Below are 12912 nucleotides of genomic sequence, written 5' to 3'. Positions count from 1 at the left end.
AAAATTATCATGGCAGTAAAAGTTGGTATTAACGGATTTGGACGTATCGGACGTTTGGCACTTCGTCAAATTCTTCAATTCGATGGAATCGAAGTAGTCGCGATCAACGACCTTACAGACACTAAAATGCTTGCACACCTTCTCAAATATGATACGACTCAAGGTCGTTTCGACGGCGAAGTTGAAGTACACGACGGTTACTTCCTCGTCAACGGTAAAGAAATCAAAACACTTGCTAACCGCAACCCAGAAGAACTCCCATGGGGCGAGCTCGGTGTTGACATCGTTCTCGAATGTACTGGTTTCTTCACAGACAAAGAAAAAGCTGAGCTTCACTTGAAAGCTGGCGCTAAAAAAGTCGTTATCTCTGCACCTGCAACTGGCGACATGAAAACAGTCGTCTTCAACACGAACCACGAAATCCTTGACGGAACTGAAACAGTTATCTCTGGTGCTTCTTGTACTACAAACTGTCTCGCGCCAATGGCTAAAGTTCTCCAAGATCAGTTCGGAATCGTTGAAGGTCTCATGACTACGATCCACGCTTACACTGGTGACCAAAACACACTCGACGCTCCACACCCTAAAGGTGACTTCCGTCGTGCACGTGCGGCAGCAGCTAACATCGTTCCAAACTCAACTGGTGCTGCAAAAGCAATCGGTCTCGTTCTTCCAGAACTTCAAGGTAAACTTGATGGATCTGCACAACGTGTACCAGTCGCTACAGGTTCACTCACTGAGCTCGTAACTGTACTCGACAAAAAAGTTTCTGTAGAAGAAATCAACGCAGCAATGAAAGCAGCTGCTAACGAGTCTTACGGTTACACTGAAGACGAAATCGTTTCTTCTGACATCGTTGGTATCTCTTACGGATCACTCTTCGATGCAACACAAACTAAAGTCATGACAGTCGGCGACAAACAACTCGTTAAAACAGTTGCTTGGTATGACAACGAAATGTCTTACACTAGCCAACTCGTTCGTACACTCAAACACTTCGCAGAAATCGCTAAGTAATTCGAGCAATTAAATAGCAATTGAATAAGAGCGGAAACGATATCAGTCTCCGCTCTTATTGCGGAAAAAAGCGGGAGGGGCATTCGCCCCTCACTATACGTAAGAGACGGAGGACGAATGTATGAATAAGAAATCGATTCGCGACATCGATGTACAAGGAAAACGCGTATTTACACGCGTGGATTTCAACGTACCGTTGGAAGACGGTAAAATCACGGATGACACACGGATCCGTGCTGCACTCCCAACGATCAAACACTTGATCGATGGCGGAGCAAAAGTCATTCTCGCTAGCCACATGGGTCGTCCAAAAGGCGAAAAGAACCCTGAGTTCTCACTTGCACCAGTCGTAGCACGCCTCAGCGAATTGCTTGGTAAAGACATCAAGCTCGTTGAAGAAGCATACGGTCCAGTTGCAGAAGAAGCAGTCAGCAAACTCGAAAACGGCGATGTCGTCGTCTTAGAGAATGTTCGCTTCTACCCTGGTGAAACGAAAAATGACGAAGAGCTCGCTAAAGGATTCGCGAAACTCGCTGACGTCTTCGTCAACGACGCGTTCGGCGCAGCACACCGTGCACACGCATCGACAGAAGGTATCGCACACCATGTCGACACAGCAGTTGCCGGTCTTCTCATCGAAAAAGAACTTCAAGTTCTCGGTAAAGCTCTTTCTAACCCAGATCGCCCGTTCACGGCAATCATCGGTGGTTCGAAAGTTGCGGATAAAATCGGTGTCATCGATCACTTACTCGACATCGTCGATACGTTGATCATCGGTGGCGGCTTATCGTACACGTTCCTCACAGCTCGTGGTATCGAAGTCGGTACTTCACTTCTTGAGGTCGACAAAATCGACCAAGCGAAGGAATTCATGAAAAAAGCAGAAGAAAAAGGCGTTAAGTTCCTCATGCCTGTCGACTGTGTCATCACGAAGGAATTCGGAGAAGAAACATATGTCGGACCACGTGACATCACAGAGATCCCAGCGGATCACATGTCACTTGATATCGGTCCAAAAACGGTTGAACTCTATGCAGAGGCAATCAAGAACTCGAAACTCGTCGTCTGGAACGGACCGATGGGCGTATTCGAACTCGATAAATACGCAAACGGTACAAAAGGTGTCGCGCAAGCTCTTGCGGACAGCGATGCGTACTCAATCATCGGCGGTGGCGACTCAGCTGCTGCGGCAGAGAAATTCGGTCTTGCTGACAAAATGAGCCACATCTCTACAGGTGGTGGAGCAAGTCTCGAATTCATGGAAGGGAAAGCTCTTCCTGGTGTCGAAGCGCTAAACGACAAGTAATCTAAGTTCACAAGGGAGTGTTTCTCAATGCGTAAACCAATTATCGCAGGTAACTGGAAGATGAATCTGACGCTCAAGGATGCAGTCGCATTCGTTGAGGAAGTCAAAGGAGCTGTACCTGCTTCGACGACAGTCGACGCAGCCGTCTGTGCGCCAGCAGTATTCTTGGCACACTTGACAGAAGCAGCAGCTGGTACGGATCTTAAGATCGGTGCTCAAAACATGTACGACAAAGAGAGCGGTGCCTTCACTGGTGAAATCAGCCCGCTCATGCTCAAAGAACTCGACGTGACATACGTCATCCTCGGTCACTCTGAGCGTCGTGAGTACTTCGGCGAAACAGATGCGTTCATCAACAGCAAAGCGAAAAAAGCGTTCGAGCATGGTCTCGTTCCAATCGTTTGTGTAGGTGAAACACTGGAAGAGCGTGAAGGCGGCAAATTCGAAGACGTCATCCGCGAACAGACAGCAAACAGCCTCAAAGGTCTTACTGTCGACCAAGTGAAAAATCTCGTCGTCGCTTACGAGCCTGTCTGGGCAATCGGAACAGGTAAATCAGCGACAGAACAAGATGCACAAGATTCTTGTAAATTCGTCCGTGACGTCGTTGCAGCTGAATTTGGTGCTGAAGCAGCAGAAGCTGTCCGCATCCAATACGGTGGTAGCGTCAAACCGGAAAACATCAAAGAATATATGGCTCAACCAGACATCGACGGCGCGCTCGTCGGCGGTGCAAGTCTTGAGACAGGATCGTTCCTCAAACTGTTGGAGGCGATTTAAATGAAAAAACGTCCAGTCGCACTAATCATCCTTGATGGTTTTGGTATGCGTGACGAGGAGTTTGGAAATGCCGTTACGGCGGCAAATAAACCGAACTTCGACCGTTACTGGGGTCAATACCCGCATACGTTGTTGAATGCGAAAGGCGAATACGTCGGTTTGCCTGAAGGTCAAATGGGGAACTCAGAAGTGGGTCACCTCAACATCGGTGCAGGTCGCGTCGTCTATCAATCGCTATCCCGAATCAACAACGCGGTCAAGGATCGCTCGTTCTTCTCGCGTCAAGCGATGAACGATGCGGCAGGTCACGTGAAGAAATACGGTTCAGCGCTTCATATCTTCGGTTTGGTCTCTGATGGTGGAATCCACAGTCACATCAACCACTTATATGCGGTGCTCGAATTCGCGAAACTTCACGAAATCGAAAAAGTCTACCTCCATGCTTTCACGGACGGTCGTGACTGCGACCCACAATCGGGCGCTGGTTTCCTCCGTGACGCGCAAGCGAAGATGGATGAATTGAATGTTGGACAATTCGCGAGTATCTCTGGTCGCTACTATGCGATGGACCGCGATAACCGTTGGGAACGCGTCAAGAAAGTCTATGACGTCATCACTTTCGGTGAAGGTCCAACGACGAAGGATCCAATCGGCATGGTTGAAGCTTCGTACAAAGAAGACGTAACGGATGAGTTCATCGAACCAACTGTTGTCGTGCAGGAAGACGGTACGCCAGTCGCACCGATCCACGATAACGATGCGATCGTGTTCTTCAACTATCGTCCTGACCGTGCGATTCAGCTTTCGAAAGTCTACAAAGAAAAAGGTGGCTTCGACGGATTCGAACTTCCGGACAACGCACCGAAGAACCTGCTACTCGTCTCGATGACGAAGTACTCGGATGCGATCGATACGGACATCGTCTTCCCGCCTGAAGACATCAAGAACACGCTTGGTGAGACATTGTCAAAACAAGGTCTCAAACAGCTACGCATCGCGGAAACGGAAAAGTATCCGCACGTCACGTTCTTCTTCAACGGACAACGTGAAGAACCATACGAAGGGGAAGATCGGATCTTGATCCCTTCACCAAAAGTCGCGACATACGACTTGAAACCAGAGATGAGCGTCTATGAAGTCACAGATGCGCTCGTCGACGCAATCAACTCGGACAAACACGACGCCATCATCCTCAACTTCGCAAACCCGGATATGGTCGGTCACTCGGGTATGCTCGAGCCGACGAAAAAGGCGATTGAAGCTGTCGATGAGTGTCTTGGGAAAGTCGTTGACTTGATTCTCAGCAAAGGCGGCGCGGCAGTCATCACGGCTGACCACGGGAACGCGGATAAAGTCCTCAATGCGGACGGCAGTAAGATGACGGCGCATACGACAGAACCAGTTCCATGTATCGTGACGGTCGAGGACGTTGAACTCCTTGAACCACTCACAGGTGCACTCGCTGACCTCGCACCAACGGTCCTTGATCTTCTCGGAGCGGACCAACCAGCAGAGATGACTGGTAAATCGATCGTATTGAAAAAATAATCCCGTCGATCGAAATGGCTACACCACACATTCTTTATACACAAAAGGAGCGAATTTAAATGTCAATGATTACAGAGATTTACGCACGCGAGATTCTTGATTCACGCGGTAACCCAACAGTAGAAGTAGAAGTTTATACAGAAGATGGCGGTTTCGGTCGCGCACTCGTACCATCAGGTGCATCAACTGGTGAGCACGAAGCAGTCGAACTCCGTGATGGCGACAAAGCACGTTACCTCGGAAAAGGTGTTTTGAAAGCTGTTGATAACGTCAACGAAAAAATCGCACCAGAAATCATCGGTTACGATGTCTTCGACCAAGCTGGAATCGACAAAAAGATGATCGATCTCGACGGTACGAAAAACAAAGGTAACTTCGGCGCTAACGCAATCCTTGGTGTTTCTATGGCTGCTGCACGTGCTGCTGCAGATGAGCTTGGTCTTCCACTTTACACATACCTCGGTGGATTCAACGCGAAAACATTACCAACACCAATGATGAACATCATCAACGGTGGATCACACGCAGACAACAACGTGGACTTCCAAGAGTTCATGATCATGCCTGTCGGTGCTCCAACATTCAAAGAAGCACTTCGTATGGGTGCTGAAATCTTCCACGCGTTGAAATCAGTTCTTAGCGGAATGGGTCTTAACACAGCAGTTGGTGACGAGGGTGGATTCGCTCCAAACTTGAAATCAAACGAAGAAGCAATCACAGTTATCCTTGAAGCAATCGAAAAAGCTGGCTACAAAGCAGGCGAAGATGTTTACCTTGCAATGGACGTCGCTTCTTCTGAGTTCTACGATAAAGCAGCTGGAACATACAACCTCGCTGGCGAAGGCAAAGTCCTCTCAACAGAAGAGCTTGTTGAATTCTACGCACAACTCGTTGACAAATACCCAATCATCTCAATCGAAGATGGCTGTGACGAAAACGACTGGGATGGTCACAAACTTCTTACAGATCGTATCGGGCACAAAGTCCAACTCGTTGGGGATGACTTGTTCGTAACGAACACTGAGAAACTTGCTGAAGGTATCGAAAAAGGCATCGCGAACTCGATCCTCATCAAAGTTAACCAAATCGGTACGTTGACTGAAACATTCGACGCAATCGAAATGGCTAAAAAAGCTGGTTACACAGCTGTCGTTTCTCACCGTTCTGGTGAAACTGAAGATTCAACGATCGCTGACATCGCTGTTGCGACAAACGCTGGTCAAATCAAAACGGGTTCACTTTCACGTACAGACCGTATCGCGAAATACAACCAACTTCTCCGCATCGAAGACATGCTTTCAGATGTTGCTGTCTACGACGGAATCAAATCATTCTACAACCTCAAGAAGTAATTTCAGGTTGATCGTTTGAATAAGCTATAAGGAAAACCTCCTATTCGTGTGATACGTACACACGGATAGGAGGTTTTTTACATATCAAGCGATGTCAAACGCGAAAATCCCTTTTGTCATCAAAACTAAAATGAACTGTCAAAAAATTGATTTATCTCATTAGACGGCTAAAATGTTATACTCATAAATAAGTGCAAATTAAATAGTTATAGCGATTAATTACACCTTAATCAATGAAGGTGAAAAATACGTTTAAAGGAGATACGATCATGTTAAATTCAGATTTAGATATCCGTTTAGAACCACGTATTCAAGAGTTATATCGACTGCATAAGGAACGTTCAGCTAATATTGACTGGAGCTACCACGAGTTCATTCCATGGGATAAGGCGATGTCGTTTAAACGCGTTCCTTGGGATGAGAGCCAAGTCACGCTTCCAGAAGGTGTTATCGTAGCAATCGAGACGGCATTACTGACAGAAGTCAACTTACCATGGTATACGTCACACTTAGACTATACATTCAAGAACTCGATGGAAGTCATCAATGACTTCGTCCGGACATGGACAGCAGAAGAAGATCAGCACTCGAACTTACTCGAGACGTATTTACTTGTCACGCGAAATGTCAATCCAACGCGACTCCATCAGTTAAGAAGACGCGTCGTTGAGAACGGCTGGTTCCCGGACTTCACGAACCCGTTAGCGACGATGGCGTATACGTCACTGCAAGAGTTAGCGACACTTGTCTTTTATAACAACGTCGCGAAAATCGCAGGGGCACATGACAAGGACTTAGCAACGCTACTCCGTCGTCTAGCGAAGGACGAAGCACTGCATTATGCGTTCTACCGTGACACGGTCAAAGCACACCTAGAGCTTGACCCGAACTTCATCGTCTTCTTCGAAGATGTCATCATCAACTTCTCGATGCCAGGTGCTGTCATGCCGGACTTCACGGAACGCATGAAGACGATCGCCGTCGATACGAACTATGGACCACTCCAATACTTCGACCAAGTATTAGACGTCGTCGTCAAATACTGGGGCATCGCTGATTTAGAACCGACAAGCGAAGAAGCGAAGCAATCTCAAGCGAACATCATGAAGTATCACGGACGTTTGAAGCGCATCAAGGAACGTCAGGAACGCCAACTCGAAAAAGCGAAGCTCGACGTCTAAGGAGGCAATGAACATGAAGTGTGAAATCTGTGGAACCGAAACGAACAACCAAGTCAGTTACTTGGAACTCGATACGTGGGAATTCAACTCATTGAACAAAGAAGCAAAAGACTTTTATCCGATTTGTTTTGATTGTTTTGATAAACATACGAACCATTTCATCGATCAGGAAATGGATCTGGAGTTACGAAAAAAACGTTCACAAATGGTCAACAAAGAAGTAGAAGCCGAAATCGAGGCCATTCTTGAGGTCGAGAATTAAGGAATCTTCTTCATAGAAGTATAACCGGTAGTGCTTCGGCTCTACCGGTTTTTTACGTCTATAAAAAAGCAGCTATTTCTTCTTTCACGCAAACACGTGCACGTGATGGAGGAAATAGCTACTTTTTAATATGAAATCAATCTTCAATAAACGTAACGAGATAATGATGAGGGGAATGAAGGGGTGCACGGGTCACGAAAAAATCTGGGAGATCTACATCGATTCCAAGTTCACGTAGTGTATCCGGCTCCAGACATTCTTGAACGAGACGCTTAATATCCTGTAATAATTCATCATGCAGGTTCGCTTCCTTTGGAAAGGCGCGCTTCGCATCGTCGCGTAATAATAATACGATCGGCGGTAGCCCCCGCAATAGGTCGACTTGAAGAGGCTGCTGATGACGTTCGAAATAATCATTCAGACAACTGACGACCCTCATCGAGTGTTCTTCTTTCATCCGATCCCAACTCTCTGTATGTGACTGTAACTCTCTAGCTATTCCCTAATTGAAGCGAGGATATGCAGGGAAACTGGAAATGAAGCATTACGAGGACGCTGTTCGGGGTACAACTAGAGGGAAGGGGGAATCGACATGCTATTTCGGTTTTTGTTTTTAGGGCTTGATACGTCGATTGGTGACATCCCGTTGCGCCTCATCTATTTTACGGAACTCATACTATTCATCGGTTTGTATCAAATCACGAGCCGATTTTCACGTCAGAGTCTGATTTTGGGAACGGTACTCGGAATTGGCGGACTGATTGCCATCTTACCCGGTGCGCTCTATATCATCCGTTATAATCCGGAGGATGCCGTCATCGATGTCACGTTCCTATTGATTTATTTATTTGAGCCTCTAGCAATTGTTGCGTTCTTTGTTGCTTTGATTCGACGTTTGTTCGTGGAGCGAAAAAGAGCCGGGAAAGCAAAGAGATGAAAGTCTTGTCAGCTAGACTCCGATTGTTCGTTGATTTCCGTCCAAGACGTCGCTTTCCACGGACGGAAGGCAAGTCTCCTTGTCGTGTGTGCTCCTGCAGGTTCTTGTCTATTCCGCTCTTCCCGCAGGAGTTTCCGTCTTTTTCAGAAATCAACAATCTAATGTGCTCCTGAGAGAACAAAATCTAAACCGTGAGGCAATATACAGCCAGCTCACGGTTTATTTTTTATGCGTATCCAAATACTTTCTTTCAATAGTGTAAGGAAGAATAACTGGAAGAATATTCTATAATAGAGGGAGAGCGAAATTAGATCTTAGTTGGTTTCGTAAGATTCCGTTGATTATAGGAGTGAGTTTCATGCATAAAGTGTTGTTTGGTTTATCTGTCTTAAATAGTCTCTATATTACGAATAACTTATTTACGTATTCCGATAGTTTTTTGAATGCACCACTCGGCGTAACGACCGTCATTGCCGTGACATTGATGTTCCTGAATGACAGCGTCAAAAAAGATAAACCGTCACTGTACACGAAAGCGACCGACGGATTAGGATTCATTAATATTTTGATTGGTCTCTCATTGATCGTCTTTATTTAAGACAGGATTCAAAGTGTTCAAGTGTATGATCATACGAAATGATCGTAAGTCTGATGCGGTGTCAGGCTTCTTTTTTATGGTTCAATCCAAGGGCTCGAAAAAAATAAAATATATTTTATATAAAAAAGATTGATGTGTAACCGGTTACACAATATGATGATTCTTGTAAGCGTTATCAAAAGAAAGAGGTGGCGAAACATGTCGACCATCCGGGAAGTAGCGAAAGCGGCACATGTCTCCGTCGCGACGGTCTCACGCGTCATGAACGAAAAGGGTTATGTCAGTGAGAAATCGCGTAAGGCGGTGCTTCAGGCAATCAAACAATTGGATTATCGACCGAACCGAGTCGCGCGATCGTTGTTCCAAAAACGGTCCGGACTGATCGGTTTGATCGTTCCAGACATCACGAACCCGTTCTTCCCACAACTCGCACGGGCTGTGGAAGATATGGCACATCAACATGGTTTTCAGGTCATTTTGTGTAACACAGACGAACAGTTTCAGAAAGAACGCGAATATATCAAGTCACTCGAGGCGATGCATGTCGACGGATTGATCATCACGACGAACTACTCGAACAATCCGAACTATGAAGAACTCGAAGTGCCGGTCGTAGCATTAGACCGTGTGTTACAAGGCGCGATTCCGACGGTGACGTCAAACGGATACGAAGGCGGGAAGAAGGCAGCCTCGTTCTTACTTGCATCTGGTGCGACGGAACTCGCTGTCATCAGCGGTCCATCGAAACTCCCGACGATCAAGAAACGACGGGATGGCTTCGAAGAGATTGCCGGAACCCATCTCGTCGCAAGCATCGAGTCACCGTTCCACTTTCAAGGAGCGCTTGATGCCGCAAACTATCTCTTTGATCACTATCATTGCAACGGGATCTTTGCCGCGAGTGATGTCATTGCCGCAGCAACGGTGCAGGTCGCTGCGGAACGCGGGATCACGATTCCAGACGAGCTACAAGTGATCGGCTATGACGGCATCGAACTCGGACAAATGATTTCACCACCGTTGACGACGATTGCGCAGCCGATTTATCAAATGGGAGAACTAGCGGCGAAACTCCTGATTCAACGGATTGAAGGCACACCGATTGCCGCCGTCCATCATGAGTTGACGGTTGAGATCATCGAACGGGAAACGACGAAACGGAAGGATGAGGAAGCATGAAACAAATCAGTGTCATCGGCAGTATCTCGATGGATCTCGTCGTCGAAAGTAAACGCCGTCCAGGCGCAGGCGAAACGGTCATCGGGGATGCCTTTCATACCGTACCGGGCGGAAAGGGTGCGAACCAAGCGGTGGCGGTCGCGCGTCTCGGCAGTACCGTTGAAATGATCGGTTGCGTCGGCAGTGATGCGAACGGTGAAGCGATCCGCGAAAACTTTAAAACACAAGGGGTGCAGACGACACACTTGCAAACGATTGAAGGCGAACGAACGGGAACAGCACACATCACGCTCGCTGAAGGCGACAACTCGATCGTCGTCGTTCAGTCTGCCAATCAACATGTGCAATTTGCGGATGATACACTCGCACCGATTCTCGCAGACAGTGAAATCATCTTACTCCAGCTCGAGATTCCGATCGAAACGGTCGAGACCGTTGCTCGCGAAGCACATGTAGCCGGCATTCCAGTCGTCTTGAATCCAGCGCCGGCGATGTCACTCAGTCCGGAATTGATTGAACACGTCACGTACTTAACGCCAAACGAACATGAATGTGGATTAATCTTCGGACAAGACCAGCCAATCGAACATTGGTTGATGGAATACCCGAATAAATTGATCGTGACGGAAGGCAGTCGCGGGGCACGCTTCTATGACGGGGAGTCGATCGTGACGATTCCCGCGATCGAGACGACCGTCGTTGATACGACAGGAGCAGGGGATACGTTCAACGGTGCCTTAGCCGTTGCGTTAACGGAAGGACAACCGCTCGTCGAGGCGATTCGTTTCGCGAACCGGGCAGCCGGCTTATCGATTCGCGCGCTTGGCGCACAAGGCGGCATGCCGACACGGGAACAGATGGAGGGAGATGCATGAAGAAGCACGGTATCTTAAACAGTCATATCAGCAAGGTCCTGGCCGATCTTGGTCATACCGATACGATCGTCATCGCCGATTGCGGCTTACCGATTCCAGACGGAGTCGCCCGAATTGATTTAGCACTGGAACTCGGCACACCATCATTCCTCGACGTCGTCCGTGTCGTCGCCGGTGACATGGCGATCGAACAGCTGACTCTGGCAACGGAGATTAAGGAAGCGAATCCAGACGTCCTCGAGCAACTGGAAGCCATGCAGATCGAGACGACGTTCGTTTCGCACGAGGAATTCAAGAAACAGACACAGCAGGCGAAGGTCATCATCCGGACCGGAGAAGCGACACCATACGCAAATGTCATCTTCCATTCCGGCGTAATCTTTTAAGGGGGTCATGCGATGCGTATCGAGATGACAGGTATCAAAAAAGCATTCGGTCCCGTCCCTGTCCTCAAAGGGGTCGACTTCGAACTCGCTGCGGGTGAGATCCACGCCTTGATGGGAGAGAACGGTGCCGGGAAATCGACGCTGATGAAGATTTTGACCGGTGTTCATAAAGCGGACGCAGGCACGATCCGCGTCGATGGACAGGACGTCGAATATAAGAATCCGAAGCTTGCCGAAGAGGCGGGGATTGCCTTCATCCATCAGGAACTAAACATCCTCCCGGATTTGACGGTGACGGAGAACTTGTTTCTCGGACGGGAGTTGAAGTCACGCTTTGGGATTCTCAAGCAAGGGGAGATGAAGCGGCAGGCAGAACGTGAACTCGCGGAATTGAACGTCTTCATGGACGTCGACCAGCTGGCTCGGACGTTATCGGTCGGTCAGCAACAGATGATTGAGATCGCAAAAGCTTTGATGACGGACGCGAAGGTCATCATCATGGATGAACCGACAGCGGCACTGACAGAGCGGGAAATTCGTGCCCTGTTCAGCGTCGCGACGGCACTACGCAACCAAGGTGTCTCGATCGTCTATATCTCGCACCGGATGGAGGAAATCTTCGAGCTTTGTGACCGAATCACGGTCTTACGGGACGGGATCTCCGTCTCGACGCACGCGATTCCCGAGACATCGTTCGAACAGATCGTCCGAGAGATGGTCGGTCGTGAGATGGGTGAACGGTATCCGGACCGTGATGTGTCGATTGGTGCGACCGTCCTTGAAGTCAAACAGGCGAGCGGGAAACGGTTCGACGATGTCTCGTTCTCCGTCAAGGCGGGCGAAATCATCGGCTTCTCTGGTTTGATGGGTGCGGGGCGGACAGAAGTCATGCGTGGACTGTTCGGGGTTGATCGCCTGAAAGAAGGGACGATCGAACTGAACGGACAGTCGCTAAAAATCAAGACACCGTACGACGCGATTCGCCAGGGGATCGGCTTTTTGACCGAGGATCGCAAAGGCGAAGGCTTGTTCCTCGACTTTTCATTGCGTGAGAACATCTCGCTGCCGACGATTCGTTCGTTATCGAGATCCGGTGTCATCAAGGATCAGGCAGAACGCGATTTCGCGGAAGGATATTTGAAGTCACTCTCGGTCCGGCACAGCTCGATGGACCAGCCGGCGAAGTCACTGTCCGGTGGGAACCAACAGAAGGTCGTCCTCGCGAAGTGGCTCGGGACACAACCAAAAGTCTTGATCCTCGACGAACCGACACGTGGTGTCGACGTCGGGGCGAAGAAAGAGATTTACCTCATCATGAACGAACTCGCTGCGGCGGGTGTCGCGATCATCATGGTCAGCTCGGACCTCCCGGAGATTCTCGGAATGAGCGACCGGGTCTACGTCATGCGCGAAGGCAAGATGGGCGGCATGTTGACACGACAGGAAGCGACGCAAGAAAGCATCATGACACTTGCGACAGGAGGACAATGA

Annotated in this window: 14 protein-coding genes; 13 read left to right on the top strand and 1 reads right to left on the bottom strand. The window is 48.5% G+C overall.

The window, feature by feature from the left end; genetic code table 11:
* The first annotated feature begins 9 nt into the window (after positions 1-9).
* From gap to ESP131_RS15275, 7 genes are all read left to right on the top strand, one after another.
* Positions 10-1017: a type I glyceraldehyde-3-phosphate dehydrogenase gene (gap, locus tag ESP131_RS15305; protein WP_035409970.1), complete on the top strand. Its 1008-nt coding sequence runs from the start codon at positions 10-12 to the stop codon at positions 1015-1017.
* Positions 1018-1138: 121 nt separating this feature from the next.
* Positions 1139-2323 carry a phosphoglycerate kinase gene (locus ESP131_RS15300; RefSeq protein ID WP_050678694.1) on the top strand — a complete coding sequence of 395 codons (1185 nt, stop codon included), beginning with the start codon at positions 1139-1141 and terminating at the stop codon, positions 2321-2323.
* Positions 2324-2350: 27 nt separating this feature from the next.
* Entirely contained in the window at positions 2351-3103 is a 753-nt protein-coding gene (gene tpiA / locus ESP131_RS15295) for a triose-phosphate isomerase (protein WP_023469215.1), read from the top strand.
* Positions 3104-4651: a 2,3-bisphosphoglycerate-independent phosphoglycerate mutase gene (gene gpmI, locus ESP131_RS15290; RefSeq protein WP_069940925.1), complete on the top strand. Its 1548-nt coding sequence runs from the start codon at positions 3104-3106 to the stop codon at positions 4649-4651.
* 59 nt (positions 4652-4710) lie between these two features.
* Positions 4711-6003 (top strand): phosphopyruvate hydratase, encoded by a 1293-nt coding sequence (gene eno, locus ESP131_RS15285; RefSeq protein WP_023469213.1) that lies wholly within the window; start codon positions 4711-4713, stop codon positions 6001-6003.
* A 269-nt stretch (positions 6004-6272) separates the two neighbouring features.
* Positions 6273-7184 (top strand): acyl-ACP desaturase, encoded by a 912-nt coding sequence (locus ESP131_RS15280; protein ID WP_069940924.1) that lies wholly within the window; start codon positions 6273-6275, stop codon positions 7182-7184.
* 13 nt (positions 7185-7197) lie between these two features.
* Entirely contained in the window at positions 7198-7446 is a 249-nt protein-coding gene (locus ESP131_RS15275) for a hypothetical protein (RefSeq protein WP_231925650.1), read from the top strand.
* Between the two features lie 136 nt (positions 7447-7582).
* Here ESP131_RS15275 and ESP131_RS15270 read toward each other — a convergent pair whose 3' ends face one another.
* Positions 7583-7903 carry a hypothetical protein gene (locus ESP131_RS15270; protein ID WP_029342474.1) on the bottom strand — a complete coding sequence of 107 codons (321 nt, stop codon included), beginning with the start codon at positions 7901-7903 and terminating at the stop codon, positions 7583-7585.
* Between the two features lie 135 nt (positions 7904-8038).
* Between ESP131_RS15270 and ESP131_RS15265 the strand changes: the two genes are divergently transcribed.
* From ESP131_RS15265 to ESP131_RS15240, 6 genes are all read left to right on the top strand, one after another.
* Positions 8039-8383, top strand: coding sequence for a hypothetical protein (locus ESP131_RS15265; RefSeq protein WP_029342473.1), 345 nt, complete (start codon positions 8039-8041; stop codon positions 8381-8383).
* 358 nt (positions 8384-8741) lie between these two features.
* Entirely contained in the window at positions 8742-8981 is a 240-nt protein-coding gene (locus ESP131_RS15260) for a hypothetical protein (protein ID WP_050678690.1), read from the top strand.
* A 198-nt stretch (positions 8982-9179) separates the two neighbouring features.
* On the top strand, positions 9180-10160 hold the full coding sequence (locus tag ESP131_RS15255) for a LacI family DNA-binding transcriptional regulator (RefSeq protein ID WP_035396314.1): 981 nt from the start codon (positions 9180-9182) through the stop codon (positions 10158-10160).
* On the top strand, positions 10157-11035 hold the full coding sequence (gene rbsK / locus ESP131_RS15250) for a ribokinase (RefSeq protein WP_069940923.1): 879 nt from the start codon (positions 10157-10159) through the stop codon (positions 11033-11035). The genes ESP131_RS15255 and rbsK overlap by 4 nt, the downstream gene beginning before the upstream one ends.
* Complete coding sequence (gene rbsD / locus ESP131_RS15245; RefSeq protein WP_069940922.1) at positions 11032-11421, top strand: D-ribose pyranase; 390 nt, start codon at positions 11032-11034, stop codon at positions 11419-11421. The genes rbsK and rbsD overlap by 4 nt, the downstream gene beginning before the upstream one ends.
* A gap of 12 nt (positions 11422-11433) precedes the next feature.
* Complete coding sequence (locus ESP131_RS15240) at positions 11434-12912, top strand: sugar ABC transporter ATP-binding protein (RefSeq protein WP_069940921.1); 1479 nt, start codon at positions 11434-11436, stop codon at positions 12910-12912.

Source organism: Exiguobacterium sp. U13-1, assembly GCF_001750115.1.
Taxonomy (GTDB): domain Bacteria; phylum Bacillota; class Bacilli; order Exiguobacteriales; family Exiguobacteriaceae; genus Exiguobacterium_A; species Exiguobacterium_A acetylicum.
Note: the sequence above shows the minus strand (reverse complement) of the source record. Positions and strands in the feature narration are given on the sequence as shown.